A 20,835-nucleotide genomic window follows, 5' to 3' on the forward strand; every position below is an offset into this window, starting at 1 on the left:
GCACTCATGATTGTCTGTGAAACTTTAGTCAGAAAAGACCTAAATTTATACACACTCGGTCAATTTTTTGATTTAAAGACGAAAGCTTTCCTATTAAACTATCTAATTTATTTTTCTGTCATTAATCTATTCTATATACTTCCACGTAAATTGTATTACATTACTTCTCTAGTCATAAGCGGTTTATTTATTCTCTTTACGATTGCCAATCAAATGAAACTTGAATTGCGAAATAGCCCCATTATGTTATCCGATATAAGTCTTATTAAGGAATTGCAGGGGTTAGATAATCTAGAATTACCAATGAAACCTATTATATTGGGACTTGTAATTTTAATTGTCGGTATACTGATCATCTACTTCTTACCAAAAGGGAAAGAATTTTGGATTCCCAAGACTCTACTGTTTACTGGTTCATTCGTTTTTCTCCTTATATTATGGAATGAGAAACCGATATCTCCAATGGCCCAGGCTAATCTTTGGTATACACGCTGGCGACCGGAACTGGGCATCAGCGAAAACGGTTTAATAGGCAATTTCACTCTCTTTGCAAAAAAGGCACAAATTCAGTCGCCAGTGGGGTATTCTGAAGCTAAGATTAAAGAGCTTGCTGAAAAATATCAACCTGACACGAAGCAGCAAACTGTCGAAGAAAACGAAAGACCAAATGTGATTTACATCATGAGTGAAGCATTTGTTGATCCATATACTTGGGGAAAGCAATATTTCATAAAGGATCCCACCCCTAATTTCAGAAAAGCCTTCCAGGAATCTATGCACGGATTTATGTATTCACCTGAGTATGGCGGAGGAACGGCAAATGTCGAATTTGAAGCGGTAACGGGGTTAAGCAGACAATTCCTCCCTGGAGATGATGTGGCTTATAATCAATATTTAAATCAACCAGTTCCATCAGTTGCAAGAGCATTTAACAAAGCAGGATATCACACTACGGCGATTCACGCTTTCAAGAACTGGTATTATCAGCGTTCCACCGCTTATAAAAACCTGGGTTTCGATAGGTTTATACCTGGTGATTTTATGAATCTTGATTTTCCATTCAATAGCGGGAAAGGCTACCCCTCCGATCGACATATGACTGATTCTATTTTAAAAATTGTAAAGGAAAATAAAAATCCTTCCTTTATACATGCTGTTGGACTTGAAGGCCATATGCCATATCCAAGAGCAAAAAACGGCTCACCTTTTCTTGATAAATCGAGAATGAAAATGAGCACTTATGAAACCTTTGGTACATATGTGAATAAATTAAACAGTGTGGACAAAGATTTGGGCAGACTGTTGGGGGAACTAAAAAAACTGGAACGACCAACCATTATTGTCTTTTGGGGTGACCACTTCCCTGGGTTCACACCCTTTCAAACAGTGTACGGAAAAGAAGGATTAAATTACACACTCAGTCTAAATGGAAGCTTCGAGGACTTTATGAAGCTTCATAAAGTCCCATACTTCGTTTGGAATAGTAAGGATAATAAGCCGTTGGAACGAGATGTAACACCAAACATGTTCAGCCAAATTGTTACAGAAATGGCCAATATCGAAGGTAATGCTGTAACAAACTTGTTGACTCAGGTCGCGGAAAGCGGAAACTCCTATTTCCCATATAAGCAATTCACAAAAGAAATGGGAGACTTTACAAGTGAAATGAAGGATTTGCAAATGCTTCAATACGATATGCTTCACGGCAAAAGGTACTTCACCAAGACCTCCTTAGCTACAAATTTTTCTTCCGACTCTGACTACATCGTTGGATGGACAGAAAATCCAAAAGTTAATATAACTAAGAGTAATGGGGAAATTCTGATTCATGCAGAAGGAATACCTAAATACGCCAAACTATTTGATGAATCTGATGAAAAGCTAGAGATTACTTGGGTAAAATCAGAAGAGGGTAGCTCAACTTTTAAGGTCCAAGGAAAACCGAAAAAGGTTTATTTTGAGGTACAGGATGATCGTAAAACAACTCTACTAAAAACAAAGAAATATTCTGTTGACTAATGACCGAATTGAACCCCCTCATTATTTCAGAGGGGGTTCATTTAAAAGCAATTATATGCCACTTTTCACTTTTACTCTCAATTTTCTTTTTAAAAAGGTAATAATCGATTCTTTTTTATATTTTTCAAGCTCTTTTTGGTTTTCTTCCTTAGTCATATTAATTATTTCCTGTAATTCCCCTGAAATTTTCATTTCATTTAATAAATTTTGAGATAGCTGTTCATTTTTCAAATTATCATAATGCTTAAAGATATCTACCAAGATTTTATTCACAGCCTGATCTTTAATATGGTTGACGCACACAATCCGATGCAATTTTAATAAAAAGTTATGATAATAATCCTCTGTGTAGTGAACATAAAAAGGTCCCCATGGATGTTCTTTATATGTATGATATTCTTTATCATTTATTTCGATAACTGATACATGATAATGATCAATTACATATTGATCAAGCTCATCCCAGTACCGGTTTAAGAGCTGTACATTTTCTTTTTTGACATGTCCGCTCGTTGCTAAATCGACTAATGTACCATCATCATTGAAAATATTAACATTCCTAGCCTTATGTATTATGACATGACAATTAGGCAATTTCTCCTTTAAAAAAGCGAACAACTTATCCACACTCTGTTTCCACTTCAGGAAATATTCTTCCGTATGATCTATTATCGCTAACCTCTCGATGGCCCCTTTCTCAATTAGGCTTTTATAGTAAGGAGTTTTCCATAACTTCCAGCGATTATCCGTAATACATTGATTGGTCGCCAAAGAAATTACCCCAAAGTGAATATCAGCAAAAAAATCAATAATCAGATAGGATGGTTCCAGCTTAATTAAATCGGTAAGGAAACTCTTCGAGAAGTCCGTCTCTACATTCCATCGATCATATTCGGTTAAATCACCAATGTCATTCTCGGTATAATTCAACGGAGAAGACATCAAACTAATTAGAGATGTTTGATTTTGTGTTAAAATACACTCATAAAACTCTTTATAGTTTGGATTGAACTTTGAGTTAAAATTATCTCTCGTCGCACAGCTACCTAAAACCGCTAATTTTATATTATTCATAATCGACTCCTTTTGTATGTCTCGATAAATGAATTTCATCATAAAAAAATTGCCTATAATAATTATAGACAATTTTGTGTGTTTATCTAATTTCAACCATGCCAATTCCTAAAAATCCCCCAAAATAACTACTCTCCTTACTTCCTTACCGTCAATCGGTAGGAGCTTGTGTTTCCAGCAGCATCAGACAGGTAAACGCTCATGTATCTTTTTATTCGTATTTGCCACGATATCAAATGGCCTAATAATATTTGGAGAAAGATCCGGATGCTTTAAATCAATTCCATTATCAATCACCGCAACGATTGTTTTCTGGGAACCTTTTGTCGTATCCCAAGCTTGCCCTGATTGAATGGCATTATGATGCCATTGTTTATTAAGTAAAGGGTCATTAGACATTCCATCCAGAGTTACTTTATAATCAGGCTCGGCATAGAGAACCCCAGGATTTTTCTTTAACTCCTTCAAAAATGCAGCCATTGATTTACTATTTGGCTTTTGAAGCGTCATGAGGTTAGTCTTCTTTTATAGTATCGAACTTCCGTATTGAAGAAATCGGTTCAAAAGCTTCGAATGGCTGACCTTCACAATAACCCTATCAGTCGTTTCTTTACTATTTTTCGAGTTTTGTATAGCTGCTTCGACAGGAGTTAAAGGCGCCAACACCAAAGCGATAATGCTTAGCGCCACTATCATTCTTTTCATTCTACTGCTCCTCTTTTCACTTATATAAATATATAATTCGACCAATTTCACCATTATATCCTATAAACTCACATAGTTCTTTTTTATCATAAAAATAGAAAAAGTTCCCAAAACCCCTTCCTTGTGTTACCATATTATAGGAGATACTTTCAAAGGGGGAGTCCAAAATGAAATCAAAAGCTGTCGCATTCGCTGCCGTCGCCATACTTTCTGCAACATATGCAGGATCTGCATCTGCCGATTCCAATTCATATACAATAAAAAAAGGAGATACCTTGTCGGCTATTGCCAATAAAAGCGGAACAACTGTAGCTGCTCTTAAACAAGCAAACCAACTAAAATCCGACTTGATTTATCCCAACCAAGTATTAAAGATTATATCTACTAGTCCTACCAAACCGGCAACAACTAAAAAGACCGCCCAAGCCAAAATTCCTTCCCAGACAAGCTCTGCTAAAACATATAAAGTTGTATCAGGAGACAGCCTCTCAAAGATTGCAGCCAAGTATAAAGTCTCCATTAACAATCTAATAGAGTGGAATAATCTAAAAAGTACCATCATTTATCCAAATCAGGTGCTTAAAGTTTCAAGGACTACAGCGGTTATTAATCAACCAGTCACTACATCCCCTAAGTCCCCCTCTACCTCAAAAACTACAGTGTATGTCGTGAAGAGTGGCGATAGCCTAAGCCAAATTGGAAAAAAGTACGGATTAACGGTAGCCAAGCTAAAAACCCTTAACAATCTTAAGTCCGATTTAATTTATGTTGGGCAGAAACTAAAGGTGGCAGTTCTGACTACAACCAATCCACCCAAACAGCCAACTGTACCTAAAACTCCAACTCCATCAACCAATACAACATACTCTGTAAGGGGCGGAGATACGTTGGGCAGAATCAGTCAGCAATATGGAATGACAGTGGCACAGTTAAAATCATTAAATAACCTTAAATCAGATATGATTTATGTAGGACAAACACTAAAGTTATCAGGTAACTCTGCAAGCAAACCAGCTCCTAAACAAGATGAAATTGTACGAGATGATTCAGATAGTCAAATCGGCAATTCCACTTTCACTTCTAGGCTAATCGATGAAAGTAAAAAGGTTATTGGAACCAAATATGTCTTTGGCGGCACCAGCACATCAGGCTTTGACTGCAGTGGTTTTATCTATTATGTATTTAATAAGGCTGGATATGATATTAATCGCTACTCAGCAGCAGGCTATTATGACCGTTCTTATTATGTAGATAATCCGAAGCCGGGCGATTTAGTATTCTTCGAAAATACCTATAAAAAAGGCATTTCACATTTAGGCATTTATATAGGAAATAATCAGTTCATTAACGCAGACAATAGCGGCGTTAGAATTGTAAGCTTAAGTAATTCATATTATAAGAAGCACTTTTCTAGTTTCAAGAGATTCTATTAAACTCAGGATCCAGCCTAATTGTTAGGCTGGATTTTTTTATTACATTATAGGTACTCTTAAATTAATATTAATTAATAAAAGTACTATATGTAATTTCTTCGTTTCAATCATATATAAATATTATATAATATAAATAGATTGTTATATTTTGTAGAAAACGGGGAGCTATATGAGAACAGATAGAACAAAAAAGAAAAAGATGAAAACGTGGAAGAAAATCGTTTTGGGAATTATAGGGCTATTTGTTTTAGTTGGCAGTGTATTTGCCTTTACGGTGTATCGTTCCTTCGACAATGCGTTAGACGCAATGCATGATCCTATCGATCGGGATGGTTCTAAAAAGAGGGTAGAAAAGGTCAGCTTGAAGGATAAGACACCTTTTTCTGTACTTTTATTAGGTGTAGATGAAAGAGAAGGCGATAAGGGACGCTCCGATACGATGATTGTTCTGACGGTAAATCCAATCCTCGAATCAGTCAAAATGGTAAGTATCCCACGTGATACAAGAACGGAAATTATCGGAAAAGGGGTAGATGATAAAATCAACCATGCGTTTGCATTTGGTGGTGTGGAAATGTCTATGGATACAGTAGAGAACCTCCTTGATATTCCGATTGATTATTATGCACAGGTTAACATGGAAGGATTTAAAGATATCGTCGATGCTGTTGGTGGTGTTACTGTTGTAAATGATCTTGATTTTACAGCTGATGGTCATCACTTCGCAGAAGGAACCCTTAATTTGAATGGCGAGAAGGCCCTGGCATATTCACGAATGAGATATGAGGATCCACGCGGTGATTTCGGGCGCCAAATGAGACAAAGGCAAGTGATCCAGGCAGTCCTTAACAAAGGCGCCAGCCTTTCTTCTCTAACCCGCTTTGATGGGATTTTTGAGGCACTCGGTGATAATGTAAAAACAGATATCAGCTTCTCCCAAATGGTCAGCATTCAGCAAAACTACAAGGAAGCAGCAAAGTCATTAGAACAGCTGCAGCTTGAGGGGCAAGGAACAAAAATAAATAAAATTTATTATTATATTCCTTCCGATGAATCTCTGACTAACCTTCAGGATACGTTAAAGAAACATTTACAAATCAATAAGTAAATAAAAGAAACGGATTATGTACTGCACCCTAAAAGTTAGAGTTTGAATCTAAACTTTTGGGGTGTTTATTTATGGCCAAATATAGTGAAAAATTCAAATTAATGATCGTAAAAGAATACCAGGAAGGAAAACTGTCATATAAACTCCTGGCTCAGAAATATAGATTACCTTCCCAATCTCCGATTTTAAGATGGGTTAAACTCTATGAGAAATTTGGACATGAAGGATTAAGAAGAAAGACTCAAAAGGACGTTTATCCTGTTCAATTCAAGATGGATGTATTAAGCTTTATGAAAAGAACAGGTTCTTCAGAAATAGATACTGCCCTGCAATTCGGGATCACGAATCCTCCAATGATTAATTTGTGGAAGAAGGCTTTTCATGAGGGTGGAACTGAAGCACTGGATAAACCGAAAGGACGGCCACCCATGTCTGATAAAGCGAAGAATAAGAGGATAAATAAAAACAAAGAACAAAAAGATATGACGTACGAACAAAAATTGGAGCGAGAAAATGAACTCCTTCGCTTGGAGAATGATTACTTAAAAAAGTTGAGAGCTTTTCGGATGGATCCGGAAGGCTATCTCGAAAAGCACAGGCAGCGTTATCATTCGAACTCAAAGAAAACTACCGATTAATGGATGTATTATGTATAGTAGGCCTGCCAGAGTCCACCTATCATTATCATATAAAAATGATGGAGAAAGAAAATCCAAATCAGGAGCTTGAAGATTGTATCCAAGCTATTTTTGAAGAGAATCATGGCAACTATGGATACCATCGAATCCACCTGGAATTGAGGAACAGGGGGATTCAAGTGAATCATAAGAAAGTGCAGCGCATCATGAAAAAACTTGGGCTCAAAGGAGATAAATTCAGAAGGAAATCACGTCGGTACAGCTCTTATAAAGGGAACGTTGGGACCGTGGCGAAGAACCGCATTCAACGTCGTTTTCACACAAATATTTACCATCAAAAATTAGCCACAGACATCACAGAATTTAAATGCAAAGACGGCGTAAAACTTTACCTAAATCCCATCATGGATTTATTCAATGGTGAAATTCTTTCATATGGTATCAACTTCAGCCCGACTTTAGATTTTGCCCTTCGACCTCTGGAAGAAGCGCTAGAAATTGTGAAAGACTCTCCCTTTAGGACAACAGTTCACTCTGATCAGGGATGGCACTATCAACATATTAAATGGGTGAAAACTCTTAAGAAAAATAAGGTATTCCAAAGTATGTCCCGGAAAGGAAACTGTTTAGATAACTCACCTATGGAGAACTTCTTTGGTTTATTAAAACAAGAAATGTATTATGGGGTAGCGTTATGTACCTATGAGGAACTCAAAATGAAGATTGAAGAATATATTCATTACTATAATTACAAACGTATTAAAGTAAAATTAGCTGGCATGAGCCCGGTTGAATACCGTCTCCACACCAGCCAATTAGCTGCATAATAAAAACTCTAACTTTTTGGGGTCACATCATTAAGCAGTGCGCTTAATCCGTTTTATCATTTATAGATATTTTTGATTTCCGATTTAATTTCTTCGATGAATTCCTTTGTAGTCAATGTTTCATCCGTTGTTCCACGAGTGTAGGCATTTCTGATTAGGTCCATAAATGCTCTTGTCTGAGTATCTTCAGTCTCTCTGTATTTTAGTTCATTTGCCATCATACTTTTCTCCTCCAAAAAACCATTACCTAATTATACAAATTAATCTATATGTTGTAAATATATGAAAGATTTTGACACATAATAGTAATGCTGCTGAAACAACCATCTACTTAGATGACAAAAAATCTACCGGTCTTTTGTTTCTTTCCCTTTTATAATAGAGAATGGCCTCGACAATACGCCTGGATGCTTCCCCATCTCCATAGGGATTGGATGCTTTCGCCATTTCGGCATGCGCCCCTTCATCTGATAAAAGCTCATTTGCCATATTGAATATAACATCCTCATCTGTACCTGCGAGCCTCAATGTACCGGCTTCTATTCCTTCCGGCCGCTCTGTTGTGTCTCTTAAAACCAATACCGGGACTCCAAGAGATGGAGCTTCTTCCTGAACACCGCCTGAATCAGTCAGGATTAAATACGATCTGGATGCAAAGTTATGAAAATCAATCACATCCAACGGTTCAATTAAATGAATTCGTGGATTTTCACCCAAAATTTCAGCTGCCAGTTCTCTAACGACAGGATTTAAGTGGACAGGATAGACCACTTGAATATTCTCGTGAACTTCAGTCAAATGCTGAATGGCTTTAAACATATTACGCATTGGCTGTCCCTGGTTCTCCCGGCGATGTGCGGTCATTAAAACAAGACGGTCTTCGCCCACAGCATCTAAAATAGGATGGGAATAGGATTCTTTTACGGTTGTTTTCAATGCATCAATCGCTGTGTTTCCGGTGATAAAGATTGAATCCTCCGGTTTATTTTCATTTAACAAATTGAGTTTGGATTGATAGGTAGGTGAAAAATGTAAATCACTTAAGACTCCAGTAAGCTGACGATTCATTTCCTCAGGATACGGAGAATATTTATTATGTGTCCGTAAACCTGCTTCGACATGCCCAACCGGGATGGAATGATAAAATGCTGCAAGGCTTGCTACGAAGGTTGTTGTCGTATCACCATGTACAAGCACCATATCCGGTTTAACCTCACCCATTACCTCGTGAAGCCCTTCAAGTGCACGGGTCGTAATTCCTGCCAATGTTTGTTTATCTCTCATAATATTCAAATCATAATCCGGTTTAATATCAAATATATCAAGTACCTGATCAAGCATTTGACGATGCTGAGCTGTTACCGTAACAATCGTTTCAATTTGCTCTGGATACTTTTCTAACTCTTTAACCAAGGGAGCCATTTTAATCGCTTCCGGCCTTGTACCAAAAACAGTCATTACCTTTATTTTTTGAGCCATGGGAATCTCCTTTATCTACGTAAAACGACTTTAACTCTTAACTAATATTTGTTCCTATAACTTATATTATCAAGTAAGCTCATTAGAGACAAAGAAAGTATTGAACTTTATTGATATATCCTAATTCCACTAAATAAATTGGCCTAATTCTGCTCACTCATTAGTCAATTTAATATAACAAAAAGTTAATTAATAAACATTTAAGGAGATATCTTCATGAAACCAAACCTGCATTTCGTATTCTTAATAAAATTATCCTCTGGATTATTGCAATGTAGTTAGCTATTCTATTGAAATAGAAACTTAACAGGACCTATCCAACCATCTAATGATATTTAAATTCCTATATCTTTTGTCTTCATTCATTCAAATGGTAATATAAAGCGCCTACCAAATTAGCTCGATTTTTTAAAGGTGAAATGCAAATTGCTGATGCATCATTATATCCATAAAGTTTCAAGTGAGATGTCAACATAGGTAAGAAGGTTTCACTCAGGGTAATGCCTCCGTTGATAATAATTCTTTCTGGATTAATGATAAAATGTAAATTTGATATAAAGAGGGCAAGGCCGCTGTAAAAATCTGAAACAATTCGGTCAAGTCCGTAATCCCCTTGCCCATACTTATAAAATATTTCTTCTCCTGATACCTCTTCCATTTCTATTCCCAAATAAGCAGCATACCTCCGGCGCACACCTTTTATACCAGAAATTGAATTTAATTTAGAAGTTCCACTCATTGATTGAGTATAGATAGATCCAAATTCTCCTGTCATTAACTCGCTTCCTCTATATAATTTACCATTGAGAAAAATGCCTCCACCCACTCCTGTACCGATCGATATACTGATAAAGTTATCTAACTCTTTAGCTTCTCCCAGCCACTTTTCCGCGTAAACTGCGCAATTCCCATCGTTTTCAATAGTTACTTTCAATTCTGGAACAATATCACCCATCCAGTTTTTAATATGCTTATCTTGAAGATCCTGAAACGCTCCACTCTTTATGATTTTTCCTTCAGTTGAGTCAATAATACCTGCGCTGCTTATGGCAACTCCACTTACTTTATCTTTATTTTGTAAAATAAGCTCTTTTATACTTTCTAATATAGAAGAACCATCTTTCCCTTCAGAAGAAAAATTATTAAATGCAGATATCTGTCCTATTTCATTCATCCAGCAATATTTAACACTTGTTGCCCCTATATCAAACACAAGATACCATGCCATGGTTTTTCACCACCTGATCATAAAATGTAAAGTAATGGTCCAGTATTCATATACTACGAGAAGAAGCTCCCAATATGTCTTACTATATTCTTCCACAATTTTCATTCTATATTTAACCGTTATAAATAAAAACCCCAGAAGTAAGATATATAGTCTAACTTTTAGGCGCAGCAAATTTTACGTATAAATGCTCATTAACTTTAATTTAATCTCTCTTCGGCAAATTCCTGGTTTGTAAAGAGGGACTGTTGTACCCTTTTCATAAGCTGATTTGATTACATCGATAAATGCTATCACATGTCGGTTATCGTGGTCTTTACATTTTCTTTCCTTCTCCATAACTAAAATCTCCCTTTCTGATTACACAAAATTCAGTGTCTTGGTAAATAATTAATTTGGCTATATTGAAAGCTTAACTAATATCTCAAAATTTATTTATGCTTAAGAAAATAACCCATTTCTTATACCCTTATACTGCTTCCAAACCCCTAGAAATATATGGATAATATTTTTTTTATCGCACAACGAGCCAACTTTTAACCAACGACTAAAAAGTTAATACAGGACCATATAACCACTAGTAAATAATTCGTGGCAACTTAGACCTGTTCATAAAATGAGGATTTCGGGGACTCAATAGGACAATGCCTCCCTAAAAAGATTAAAAGATCATATTGCAAAAAATAGATTATAGTATTGGTGCAGTTTTAAAAAAATATAATCACTTTTTTTAAACAGATTTCTACCCTTTCAAAACAACCCTTCCTTAAATAATCTATCCATTTAAAATTCCTATCCTATCAAAATAATTTTCTCGCAGACCAAAACAACTATATCGAACAGGCTATTTCAGACGCTAAAAAACTTACTGAAATAGCCTATTCAGACGGAAACCAACGTGTTAATATTCGGAAAAGAAAGAGGTGAACTATGAAGCGAATATGGATTACTGGTGTAACAGCTCTACTGTGTATTGGATTTTTAGTCTATGGGAATAACCATTATCATGCGGAAATTCAGGAGACCCGTGCAAAAGCGTACAAGCAATACACGGAGGATCAGGCAAACCAGAGCTTAGAAGAAGCACAACTCGAAAAGGAAAGAAAATCAATTAATGGCCAGCAGCAAAAAAAGCTAGTAGAAGCACAAAAAGTGATTAAAAAAGTGTACGATGACTCAAAGTATCAAAGTACTGAATTAAAAGGAGTACTACAGGACCTATCTCCTCTGATTAAACAAAAAGGAGACTGAACTGACTAGACTTTAGAGTGTTCAGTCTTTTTTTCGTAAAAAGAATCCGTCCTTTTACCTATTTTCGGAACGAAAGGATTATTTTAGAATTAGAAAGGAATATACATTTTATATACTGAACAAAATGAGGTGCTAAAATGATAATCCTAAAACATATTTGGTATAAATACAAACTAAAATATCTTATCAATAAAACAGATTCCTGCAATAACCCCAAATTGAAAAAAGAATTAAACAAAAAAATATATAATTTACATTTAAAGCTTAATGAAATCGAGAAATTTTACATTTCAGGCGAACAATACAATAGATGATTCCTTCATTTAAATGGAGTAGAATTCAGGACGCTCTGACCATTCTACTCCATATAACAAACTTACCTTCTCTCCATTTCAATCAACCGAGTAATATATTTAAGAACATCCTCTCTTAACTCTTCATTTTTCAAAGCAAAATCAATTGTTGTCTTAATAAAACCAAGTTTCTCGCCTACATCATACCGTTCCCCTTCAAATTCATAGGCATAGACACGCTGAATTTGATTGAGCTTTTGAATGGCATCTGTCAACTGAATTTCACCGCCCGCTCCTATTTCCATTTCACCGAGAAAATCAAATATCTCTGCCTTAAAAATATAACGCCCAATGATAGCAAGGTTAGAAGGTGCAGTTCCTCTCGCCGGTTTTTCTACAAAGCTGCCTACCAGATGGCAACGCCCATCCATTTGAATAGAATCGATAATCCCATAACGGTGGGTTTCATTTTCAGGTACAGCTTTAATGCCAATAACTGATGAATCAAGTACCTCATACTGTTCAATCAATTGTTGTAAGCACGGCTTACCATGGACAACAATATCATCACCGAGCAATACAGCGAATGACTCATCTCCGATAAAATTTCGCGCACACCAGATGGCATGGCCGAGACCTTTTGGTTCCTTTTGACGGATATAATGGATATTCGCAAGCTCAGAGGGTCTTTGGACCTCCTCCAACAAATCAAATTTGCGCTTTTCCTTCAGATTATGTTCCAATTCAATAGCATGATCAAAATGATCCTCAATGGCTCTTTTGCCCTTACCTGTCACGATGATAATATCTTCAATCCCAGATGCAACGGCTTCTTCGACTATGTATTGAATCGTCGGTTTATTTACAATTGGCAACATCTCTTTTGGCATCGCCTTTGTGGCCGGTAAAAATCTAGTTCCAAGACCTGCTGCAGGTATGATTGCTTTCTTGATTTTTTTCATATGAATCCCCTTTATCATCAGTTTAATCATTCATTCTATAAGATTAATACTCCACATACCGATATATTCCTATATAAATAAAAAAACATTCTGCCTTGATCAGTTTGTTTCGAAGCAAGCAGGATGGTACCGTTATTAAATAGTAATGATAACTCCTGGTACAGTTTGGCGTGATTGAATCTTGTCCTTCACTTAGATCATTTGCAACTCTCTTTTATTTCCATATTATATTGAGATGCAATGTTTTACAGATTTGATTCCTTATATTTGTTATAGGAGCTTATTGGGTAATTAGAAGGGTAAAGTCATGCAAAAAGAATACTGGAATCCGACAGGTACATAATATGAAAAATGTAATATTAACCATCACAAAAACTACATTGACAGTAACTTTAATATATTGATATCGTTAAATTTGAAATAATAAATAAAAATATTTTTTCCTACATTTTGACAAAATGCGACTTTGGTCCCTGTTTTATATTTAATACATTTTGTACCATTATATTAAACGTCGAAATAGCAAAACCAGCGAAAACTGGTGACGCAAAACTTAAGGGACTAAAGCTTATCCATGCTAAGTCAGCCAGTTACCGAAACGAGGAGGCACGAAATTGAATTACTATCAAACTCCTGAGGAAATGTACAGAAAAAGAAAACTAAAAAAGACTGCAACCTATGCAGGCCTAATTGTAGTAGCTGTCGGAATCATTTTAGGATTACAGGTGCTGCTATACAATATGTAAGAAGAATGGAGCATAAATTCCATTCTTTTTTCATTCACCTTACCATTTAATAGCAAACATTCTTCCAATATGACTTGCTTAGTAATTATGTAGTAAAACAGCGGAGAAATCTTAATCAATTTCTCCGCTGTTTTTTTAAAGAATAAAATATATGAACTTTATCCGCTTTACTTCACCACTATTTTCGTACTCTTACTTACATTCCCAGCCTTATCCTTTACTGATACATACAAGGCTTTATTTTTCTTTTGTTTTGGAATTTTTATTTTATATTTACCATATTTGTTGGTGGTTGCTGTTCCAATTACCTTTTTTCCGGCTTTGACCGTAACCGTTGAATGCTTTTCTGCAGTACCGGTTACAGTTGTGTGCGTCCTCTTGACTGTATTTACCTTCGGCTTAGCTGGTGCTGTTTTGTCGATTGTAAATTTGACTTTGGTTTTATTTCCAGCTGAGTCTGTCACAGTCAATGTATATGTCTTTGCATGTTTAACTGTAGACCCACTTTTAAATGCCACTTTATTTAATGTTGCTTTTCCTTCATTAAAAGTAATTTTGACATTTTTTCTATAATGAGCATTATTTTTAACCCCTGATATCTTCGGGGCTGTTTTATCAATTGTGAACTTCACGGTTGTTTTGTTTCCGGCTGTGTCTGTCACTATTAAAGTGTATCTTCCAGCAGCTTTAATGAACGTTCCACTCTTAAATGCTTTTCCATTCAGGCTTGCTTTTCCTTCATTAAATACGACTTTAACATTTTTATTATAGAACGCATTGTTCTTAACTCCTGTTACCTTTGGAGCCGTTTTATCAATTGTGAACTTCACGGTTGTTTTGTTTCCGGCTATGTCGGTCACTGTTAAAGTGTATTTTCCAGCAGCTTTAATGAACGTTCCACTCTTAAATGCTTTTCCATTCAGACTTGCTTTGCCTTCATTAAATACAACTTTAACATTTTTATTATAGGACGCATTGTTCTTAACTCCTGTTATCTTTGGAGCCGTCTTATCTATCGTAAATTTCACGGTTGTTTTGTTTCCGGCTGTATCAGTTACAATCAGTGTATATACACCTGCCGCTTTGACAACAGTCCCGTCCTTAAATGCTTTTCCATTCAGCATTGCGGCGCCTTCATTAAAAGTAATCGTCACATCTTTATTATAATAACCATTATTTGATATACCATTTACTTGTGGGGGACTTTGATCAGCTGGTATAACCGTAACAGTAAAGTCGATTGAACGATTTCCATATGAAACGGATAAGGTTTGTTCACCCAGATTGTAAGGGAAAAATTTTCTCGTAAGCATTTCAGGAGTTACCTGAACCTCATATGTCCTTAGGAAATTTGAATCAACCTCAAGTACAGCACCCGTTAAGTCAAGCTGTTCACCTTCCACATAAACTTGCTTCAATGGGAGACTTTTAAACTTAATGTTTTCTGTTTTTTCAAGAGCTGCAAACTCTGGATCTACCAGAACTGGAAATGGATAATGATCATTCGCCCCCATTTTCCATACCCTATTAAAATCGAAACCTTCGAAGGTGGAAGGATCTTTTAACTCTTCAGCTTCGCGGAAATATGGATCTCCTGTTACTTTGTTTTGTAAACTATTGTAATAATAACTGGATGATAGATCTGTATCAGATACACTGTCTATTAATCCACCAGCCCTAGGACCACTCAATGAGCTTTTCTCTACCTTACCAATACTATAGGCTCTTAAAATCTCAGAGGATGTTGCTGTACTTGATAAAGCACCGGCACTCGGTGGACCGCTCCAACTACCAGCATAAATGTTTCCTAAATTGTAGGCATCAATGAGCTGACTCCTTATTAGCAATCCACTTACTCCTCCAGAGCACGCCTCATAAAAATTAGATTTGGCTTTAACTTTTCCACTGTTATATACTTTTTTAATACTTGAATCTATAGCAGTACCGAGTAATCCTCCAGTATAACTCTCATAGTCTAGTGATTCGGCGTATATGTCACCTATATTTCCACTATTTGATAGGTCACTATTAGAAATTTGTCCAGCTATTCCGCCAGTATAAATGATATATCTCGATCTCAAAGAAATGTTATTGTTAACAGTGATTCCTGATATTTTTGAATCGGTAATAACTCCGGCTAATCCACCGGCATAGACCATCTTCTTAACATTGCTTCTGCTAATCTTAATCTTACTATCAAGTACCTTAACATCCTTTATATTTGAAAAGGCAACATATCCAAATAATCCAGCTGTTATTTCCTTATCAGCAATCATATCAATATTCATACCGGATATGGTGTACCCATTACCATTCAGTGAACCTGCAAATGGAACAGCGGCTGTTCCGATTGGCTCATATGCCGAGATAGGCGATAGATTAATATCATTCACAAGCTCAAAAAAGGAATTTTCCTTTCCTCTAATCGCTTGTAAATGTTCCGGTTTTGAAATTTTATAAGGACTAAACGCAGTTCCCATCCCACCGGCAAAATCTGTGGTGTTCTCACTAAGTTGTAATTGAGTTGATCTGAGTTTTGGAAAGGGATACATAGACTCCTCATCCATTATCCAAACATTTTCAAAATCAAATCCTTGATAGGTTGATTGTTCTTTCAATTGCTCAACAGTTCTGGATAGCTCATCACTGGATGACTCGGAGAGATGATCCTTATGATAATAACTATTTACTACCTTTGGATTTCCCTTCGAAAGAACACCGGTCGTACTATCACACACTTTACCAAAAATAACCAATCTGCCAATACTATAACTATTTATAATTGAGGAAGAGCTATTCGCAATACCAGATAGAGTCCCTGCTGTTAGGTACCCATTCATTTTAGGTTTATTTGCCGTTATATTTCCATAGCTAAAACTATTCTTGATCGTAGAGTTCGTCATATGCCCTGCCAGACCGCCAACAAAGATATTACTTCTCTTGGTTGTTATAGTTACTCCACTATAAGCATTTTCAATATAAGAGTCCGTAATCTTACCTACAAGGCCGCCATAATACGCGTTATCGTAGGCTGTGCTATCCACGTTAATCGCACTTTCAATAATTCCAATATTTTCAAAGACCGCTTGCTTCGCAGCTCCAAAGAGTCCTACATAACCATTACGGTCCTTAATCTGAAGCCCCGATATATTAAAACCATTTCCATCAAGTATTCCTGTAAAAGGATTCCCCTCGTTCCCAATTGGCTCCCAACCAGCTCCGTTATGGTAATACTCCCCATCTTTAGATACAATCTGCGTGAGGTCTATATCATTCATTAAAATATAATGACCACTTAAATCATTACGGATATTATGTAAATCTTCCGGATTATAAATACCAATAAACCCTTCAGGTACTTTTTGTTGAATTGCGGAAGCCTCTGATTTTCCAACGATCAACAAAAAGCTCACTAAGAAAAGAATAAAGATCATTTTGAAATTCTTCACGTACAGCCACTCCTATAAAACCAAAATTGCATACACCTTTTAGTAATACATAAAATAATTTTAAAAACGTCTATATTATACTACAAAATTAACGCCATCATTATTTAACTATATATTTCTACTTTTGTTTACAAATACACTACGAATTTCAATAATGTTTACATTAATTAACCCAAAAATAAATCCTCCATAATAAATGGAAGATTTAAATTGTACCAGGCTTATAAAATGTTGAATTGATTACTGATAAAAAGGGCTTCTCTCCATAAATATGTAAGTTAGTCACAACAATCACCAAGACTTATATATGATTTGCTATTTCAACACAGCAATTCTTTCACGGTATTTTTCAACTAACTGCTCGTTATGTTGATCTGCTCCATCAATGTTTCCACTCAGGAAGATTGGCGGATCAAAGTTATTATCAGCCTTTATTTTAACTGATTCTGCTAGGATCGCATTAATAATAACTACGCCAACTACAGTTGATGTGGGACCAAAAGGGATGTCAACCTTTTCATACGTAAGAACAGCATCTCCCTTTGTTGAGTAATTATCAATGACTAAATCTACAGAATTAAATAAATGGCTGCCGCTTTTATGACTTGAAGGCTGGCTCTTTGAAAATTCCATAGATGTAATTCCAATAACAAAGTCGCCTTTTGCTTTTGCCTCTCTTGCCACATCGACTGGAACCGGATTACGTCCAGAATTAGAAATCACAAACATTACATCGTCTTTACAAATATCTTGATCCTTCATAAATTGGGTAGCCAAGTCATTTTTCTGTTCTAATTGAGAAGAGCCAAGAGCACCTTCATGAAGCATTCGTGGCTCGGGACAAGTCCTCCGGCTCTGTAGCAAACTTCTTCAGTGATAATGTGTGAGTGGCCACAAACAAAAAAGCTGAACAATTCCATTATTTTGTATTGCTTCGGCTACTCTTACAGCTGCTTCTCTCATTTTTATCATTTCATTCTTTTGAACAAGCTCAATCTTTTCCTTAGCCTTTTCAAAATATTGTATTAACATATTTCATTACCCCTTATCATGTAGATAATTTTCTGTCTCATCAAAAATTGTTCTTCAATATTTGATTGTATAAATTATGAAACTCAATCATATTAAAGCTTTCCTAAATATAAACTACCTGGTTTAGAAAAATCTGTTCCCAGTCCAAACTTAATACAATGAATAATGAAAAGAGCTTGTCTCAGTTAACATAAATCACCAGGTTATGATTCTCTTAACAAGCTTGGAATTTCTCTGTAGATTAGTCTATTTCTTCCTTTATTTTAACTATTCTGGAACTTTTTTTGATATATTAAATGAAGAAAGAAGATCGTAAAAAAATGGTGAAAGTAATCCTAACGCAGAATTTCCAGAATTTTAATGCTGATTCTGTTGGGACGCAGGTAAAGACCCAGGATTTATAGATCTTCAGCAAATCTGAAATATATTTTAGTTGAAAGTGGGAAATGAGTATATGTGGTTCGCAAAGTTGAAGAAATATCTCTTTCAAAAGTTATATAAATTTTTCTCCGAAACTCTAATCGAAGTATTTTTTATGTTAATACTACTCCTTTTCATATTCTTTTTATTAGATTTAGATGGGCAAACCTTTTTTAATAAAATTGATATAACCGTATTTTTAGCTGTAGTAATAGCAATTATCGTTAATTCGTTTAATAATTCATTATCTAGAATACTTCGTCAAAAACTCGAAGATTGGAATAAATTGTCGGATGACTACAAACGATTAATCAAGCAATACCCTAGTCAAAAGATGGTTTCTTATAAAAATCCTCAGAAGAAATCAGTCATACATAGAATAAGGATGAAGAGCGAACAACAGAAAGTATTTCCCATTATTTTAGAAAGTATGCTGATTGATTCTAAAATCAAGATTGAAGATACCAAGAAACAATATGAATTACCAGAAATAATAAAAGAAAATTATGAAACGATTATGCAAGCCCATGAGTTTTCTGATGTGTATAATCAATTGAATATACGTTTAGATGACTACAACTATAATAAAAATTTAAATGAATTAACTTTAAAGACATCAAGAACTACATTCTTTGATTCCCTTGTAACAAATCGCGCGATGGATTTTAAATGGGGGCTAAAAAGTACAAATAGGGAATTACTAGAGTTTGGGCCATTTGTAAACCCTTTAAGTGAATCTAAGTTATCGAATCACCTAGGTTTTAATGGATTTATTGAAACCTCCGATCACAAAATAATATTTGTAAACCGCAGTAATAATGTCTCTATAGGCAAGGGCACATTAGGCAATAGTGTGGCAGCATCATTAAAAACTATGTATGCATTAAACAATGAAGAGAGAACGTTCACTCCGGAAGGATTATTAAGGAGTATGATTTTGGAAATAGATGCAGAACTAAAAATCAAAGATGACTGTTTTGAATTCTCGACAAGTAATATTATCGCTATTTATCGGGATTTAGTTGAAGGCGGTAAACCTCAATTATTATTCTATGTTAAAGTAAATAAAACCACTGAAGAGGTTAATGACAATTTCAAAAAGGCACATAAAAGGAAAGAGAAAAACCATTTACCATCCAAGCTGTCAATGGATGGAGACAAATTGGTTTTTATAGACAGAAATAAATTAACTGATCTATTTATTACTCCAGAAATGATTGTTTTTGAAGGAAAATCTTATTTAACTATGCCTAGTGCATCAGCGGCAATTGTGATTTTAATCAATTATTTAAAGGAACGAAAGAGATTACAATATGAAGATTATTGAGAAAACCATTGTAGGTAAGAGGCCTGCTCAATTGTTATGTGAAGATGGTTTGTTTATTGGAGAACATTTTATAGCGGTAATTGATGGAGTAACGTCAAAAGGAGAATTATTGTGGGAAGGGCAAACCAGCGGAGTATACGCAAAAAATCTAGTTATCGATTATTTGAAAAATGCACCCTTCGACAGTAGTGCTCAGCAATTAATAGAAGACATTAATCAGTTCTTTTATGAAGAGATAAAGAAGAAGCAAGTAGCAAATGACATAAAAGAACATTTACGTGTATCTATAATAGTGTTTAGCAAGTATCGCCAGGAGATTTGGTCTTATGGTGATTGCCAGTGTATGATCAACGGACAGTTATTTGATCACACTAAAAAAATCGATGCCCTCATTGCTAATATAAGATCGTTTACGATCCAAGCACTTCTTAAAGATGGAGTTACAATAAAAGACTTGCAAGTAAATGATATAAGCCGCCAATTAATCCTTCCATTTTTAGAGATACAGCAGCTCCTTGAGAATAGCCATGATGAATTTGGCTACCCTGTAATAAATGGAGGACGATTAATCATTGATTATTTACAAAGTTATAAAGTAAAAGCAGGCGATGAAATCGTGTTGGCTAGCGATGGGTTTCCAAGGCTGTTTTCAAGTTTAACGGAGAGTGAATCTTATTTGTCCCGAGTCATAACTGAAGATCCATTATGCTATTCACTATTTAAATCTACTAAGGGTGTATCTAAGGGGAATTACAGTTATGATGATAGGGTGTATGTAAAATTTATGTATAACTAAAGTAACTCATAAAATTGAAACTTCAAACTCTAAAACGTTATAAAACGT

At 35.5% G+C, this 20,835-nt stretch carries 19 protein-coding genes, 1 pseudogene and 1 riboswitch; of the genes and pseudogenes, 9 read left to right on the plus strand and 11 right to left on the minus strand.

Annotated elements, in window-relative coordinates:
• Nucleotides 1–6: 6 nt before the first annotated feature.
• The gene (locus F7984_RS17565; protein WP_192796821.1) at nt 7–2,019 is read left to right on the plus strand and encodes an LTA synthase family protein; all 2,013 of its coding nucleotides are present in this window, start codon (nt 7–9) and stop codon (nt 2,017–2,019) included.
• A 51-nt stretch (nt 2,020–2,070) separates the two neighbouring features.
• On the opposite strand, the gene F7984_RS17570 is transcribed toward F7984_RS17565, so the two are convergent.
• The 3 genes from F7984_RS17570 to F7984_RS17580 all read right to left on the minus strand — a co-directional run bounded on the left by F7984_RS17570 (nt 2,071) and on the right by F7984_RS17580 (nt 3,798).
• A complete protein-coding gene (locus F7984_RS17570) occupies nt 2,071–3,093 on the minus strand; it encodes a DUF6270 domain-containing protein (RefSeq protein ID WP_140461831.1) in 1,023 nt (340 codons plus the stop codon).
• Between the two features lie 183 nt (nt 3,094–3,276).
• Nucleotides 3,277–3,603 (minus strand): hypothetical protein, encoded by a 327-nt coding sequence (locus F7984_RS17575; protein ID WP_140461832.1) that lies wholly within the window; start codon nt 3,601–3,603, stop codon nt 3,277–3,279.
• 15 nt (nt 3,604–3,618) lie between these two features.
• Nucleotides 3,619–3,798, minus strand: coding sequence for a hypothetical protein (locus tag F7984_RS17580; RefSeq protein ID WP_140461833.1), 180 nt, complete (start codon nt 3,796–3,798; stop codon nt 3,619–3,621).
• A gap of 167 nt (nt 3,799–3,965) precedes the next feature.
• Between F7984_RS17580 and F7984_RS17585 the strand changes: the two genes are divergently transcribed.
• The 4 genes and pseudogenes from F7984_RS17585 to F7984_RS17600 all read left to right on the plus strand — a co-directional run.
• A complete protein-coding gene (locus tag F7984_RS17585) occupies nt 3,966–5,231 on the plus strand; it encodes a C40 family peptidase (RefSeq protein WP_140461834.1) in 1,266 nt (421 codons plus the stop codon).
• A gap of 169 nt (nt 5,232–5,400) precedes the next feature.
• Nucleotides 5,401–6,339 (plus strand): polyisoprenyl-teichoic acid--peptidoglycan teichoic acid transferase TagU, encoded by a 939-nt coding sequence (locus F7984_RS17590; protein WP_140461835.1) that lies wholly within the window; start codon nt 5,401–5,403, stop codon nt 6,337–6,339.
• Nucleotides 6,340–6,410: 71 nt separating this feature from the next.
• A complete protein-coding gene (locus tag F7984_RS17595) occupies nt 6,411–6,977 on the plus strand; it encodes a helix-turn-helix domain-containing protein (RefSeq protein ID WP_140461836.1) in 567 nt (188 codons plus the stop codon).
• Nucleotides 6,941–7,804, plus strand: a pseudogene (locus tag F7984_RS17600) (IS3 family transposase); the annotation flags it as partial. The gene F7984_RS17595 and the pseudogene F7984_RS17600, both read left to right, overlap by 37 nt.
• 56 nt (nt 7,805–7,860) lie before the next feature.
• Here the strand turns inward: F7984_RS17600 and F7984_RS19215 are convergent.
• From F7984_RS19215 to F7984_RS19220, 4 genes are all read right to left on the minus strand, one after another.
• Nucleotides 7,861–8,025 carry a YwzD family small protein gene (locus tag F7984_RS19215; protein ID WP_181162027.1) on the minus strand — a complete coding sequence of 55 codons (165 nt, stop codon included), beginning with the start codon at nt 8,023–8,025 and terminating at the stop codon, nt 7,861–7,863.
• Between the two features lie 106 nt (nt 8,026–8,131).
• Complete coding sequence (gene wecB, locus F7984_RS17605; protein WP_140461838.1) at nt 8,132–9,283, minus strand: non-hydrolyzing UDP-N-acetylglucosamine 2-epimerase; 1,152 nt, start codon at nt 9,281–9,283, stop codon at nt 8,132–8,134.
• Between the two features lie 358 nt (nt 9,284–9,641).
• Nucleotides 9,642–10,511, minus strand: coding sequence for an ROK family protein (locus F7984_RS17610; protein ID WP_140461839.1), 870 nt, complete (start codon nt 10,509–10,511; stop codon nt 9,642–9,644).
• Between the two features lie 177 nt (nt 10,512–10,688).
• Nucleotides 10,689–10,850 (minus strand): hypothetical protein, encoded by a 162-nt coding sequence (locus tag F7984_RS19220; protein ID WP_181162028.1) that lies wholly within the window; start codon nt 10,848–10,850, stop codon nt 10,689–10,691.
• Nucleotides 10,851–11,441: 591 nt separating this feature from the next.
• On the opposite strand from F7984_RS19220, the gene F7984_RS17615 reads away from it, so the two are divergent.
• Nucleotides 11,442–11,762: a hypothetical protein gene (locus tag F7984_RS17615; RefSeq protein ID WP_140461840.1), complete on the plus strand. Its 321-nt coding sequence runs from the start codon at nt 11,442–11,444 to the stop codon at nt 11,760–11,762.
• 376 nt (nt 11,763–12,138) lie between these two features.
• On the opposite strand, the gene galU is transcribed toward F7984_RS17615, so the two are convergent.
• Nucleotides 12,139–13,017: a UTP--glucose-1-phosphate uridylyltransferase GalU gene (gene galU, locus F7984_RS17620; protein WP_140461841.1), complete on the minus strand. Its 879-nt coding sequence runs from the start codon at nt 13,015–13,017 to the stop codon at nt 12,139–12,141.
• Between the two features lie 511 nt (nt 13,018–13,528).
• Nucleotides 13,529–13,615: riboswitch (cyclic di-GMP riboswitch) on the plus strand.
• Between the two features lie 16 nt (nt 13,616–13,631).
• On the opposite strand from galU, the gene F7984_RS19610 reads away from it, so the two are divergent.
• Nucleotides 13,632–13,763, plus strand: a complete 132-nt coding sequence (locus F7984_RS19610; RefSeq protein ID WP_258188215.1) for a hypothetical protein — start codon at nt 13,632–13,634, stop codon at nt 13,761–13,763.
• 167 nt (nt 13,764–13,930) lie between these two features.
• On the opposite strand, the gene F7984_RS17625 is transcribed toward F7984_RS19610, so the two are convergent.
• From F7984_RS17625 to F7984_RS19615, 3 genes are all read right to left on the minus strand, one after another.
• The gene (locus F7984_RS17625) at nt 13,931–17,212 is read right to left on the minus strand and encodes an Ig-like domain-containing protein (RefSeq protein ID WP_140461842.1); all 3,282 of its coding nucleotides are present in this window, start codon (nt 17,210–17,212) and stop codon (nt 13,931–13,933) included.
• A 315-nt stretch (nt 17,213–17,527) separates the two neighbouring features.
• Nucleotides 17,528–18,076 (minus strand): SIS domain-containing protein, encoded by a 549-nt coding sequence (locus F7984_RS17630; RefSeq protein ID WP_258188216.1) that lies wholly within the window; start codon nt 18,074–18,076, stop codon nt 17,528–17,530.
• 6 nt (nt 18,077–18,082) lie between these two features.
• Nucleotides 18,083–18,244: a hypothetical protein gene (locus F7984_RS19615; protein WP_258188217.1), complete on the minus strand. Its 162-nt coding sequence runs from the start codon at nt 18,242–18,244 to the stop codon at nt 18,083–18,085.
• A 535-nt stretch (nt 18,245–18,779) separates the two neighbouring features.
• On the opposite strand from F7984_RS19615, the gene F7984_RS17635 reads away from it, so the two are divergent.
• Both F7984_RS17635 and F7984_RS17640 read left to right on the plus strand, forming a co-directional pair.
• Nucleotides 18,780–19,991 carry a hypothetical protein gene (locus F7984_RS17635; RefSeq protein ID WP_192796822.1) on the plus strand — a complete coding sequence of 404 codons (1,212 nt, stop codon included), beginning with the start codon at nt 18,780–18,782 and terminating at the stop codon, nt 19,989–19,991.
• Nucleotides 19,978–20,787 carry a hypothetical protein gene (locus tag F7984_RS17640; protein ID WP_140461844.1) on the plus strand — a complete coding sequence of 270 codons (810 nt, stop codon included), beginning with the start codon at nt 19,978–19,980 and terminating at the stop codon, nt 20,785–20,787. Before F7984_RS17635 ends, F7984_RS17640 begins: the two co-directional genes overlap by 14 nt.
• Nucleotides 20,788–20,835: the final 48 nt, after the last annotated feature.

Source organism: Pradoshia sp. D12 (assembly GCF_008935075.1).
GTDB lineage: Bacteria > Bacillota > Bacilli > Bacillales > Pradoshiaceae > Pradoshia.

What these genes read in the sequence shown, in the direction of transcription:
- galU (WP_140461841.1), bottom strand. Translation starts at nt 13,017, where the DNA reads ATGAAAAAAATCAAGAAAGCAATCATACCTGCAGCAGGTCTTGGAACT.
- F7984_RS17575 (WP_140461832.1), bottom strand. Translation starts at nt 3,603, where the DNA reads ATGACGCTTCAAAAGCCAAATAGTAAATCAATGGCTGCATTTTTGAAG.
- F7984_RS17635 (WP_192796822.1), top strand. Translation starts at nt 18,780, where the DNA reads ATGTTAATACTACTCCTTTTCATATTCTTTTTATTAGATTTAGATGGG.
- F7984_RS17615 (WP_140461840.1), top strand. Translation starts at nt 11,442, where the DNA reads ATGAAGCGAATATGGATTACTGGTGTAACAGCTCTACTGTGTATTGGA.
- F7984_RS17610 (WP_140461839.1), bottom strand. Translation starts at nt 10,511, where the DNA reads ATGGCATGGTATCTTGTGTTTGATATAGGGGCAACAAGTGTTAAATAT.
- F7984_RS17580 (WP_140461833.1), bottom strand. Translation starts at nt 3,798, where the DNA reads ATGAAAAGAATGATAGTGGCGCTAAGCATTATCGCTTTGGTGTTGGCG.
- F7984_RS17590 (WP_140461835.1), top strand. Translation starts at nt 5,401, where the DNA reads ATGAGAACAGATAGAACAAAAAAGAAAAAGATGAAAACGTGGAAGAAA.
- wecB (WP_140461838.1), bottom strand. Translation starts at nt 9,283, where the DNA reads ATGGCTCAAAAAATAAAGGTAATGACTGTTTTTGGTACAAGGCCGGAA.
- F7984_RS17565 (WP_192796821.1), top strand. Translation starts at nt 7, where the DNA reads ATGATTGTCTGTGAAACTTTAGTCAGAAAAGACCTAAATTTATACACA.
- F7984_RS17595 (WP_140461836.1), top strand. Translation starts at nt 6,411, where the DNA reads ATGGCCAAATATAGTGAAAAATTCAAATTAATGATCGTAAAAGAATAC.
- F7984_RS17640 (WP_140461844.1), top strand. Translation starts at nt 19,978, where the DNA reads ATGAAGATTATTGAGAAAACCATTGTAGGTAAGAGGCCTGCTCAATTG.
- F7984_RS17570 (WP_140461831.1), bottom strand. Translation starts at nt 3,093, where the DNA reads ATGAATAATATAAAATTAGCGGTTTTAGGTAGCTGTGCGACGAGAGAT.
- F7984_RS19215 (WP_181162027.1), bottom strand. Translation starts at nt 8,025, where the DNA reads ATGATGGCAAATGAACTAAAATACAGAGAGACTGAAGATACTCAGACA.
- F7984_RS17585 (WP_140461834.1), top strand. Translation starts at nt 3,966, where the DNA reads ATGAAATCAAAAGCTGTCGCATTCGCTGCCGTCGCCATACTTTCTGCA.
- F7984_RS19615 (WP_258188217.1), bottom strand. Translation starts at nt 18,244, where the DNA reads ATGTTAATACAATATTTTGAAAAGGCTAAGGAAAAGATTGAGCTTGTT.
- F7984_RS19220 (WP_181162028.1), bottom strand. Translation starts at nt 10,850, where the DNA reads ATGGAGAAGGAAAGAAAATGTAAAGACCACGATAACCGACATGTGATA.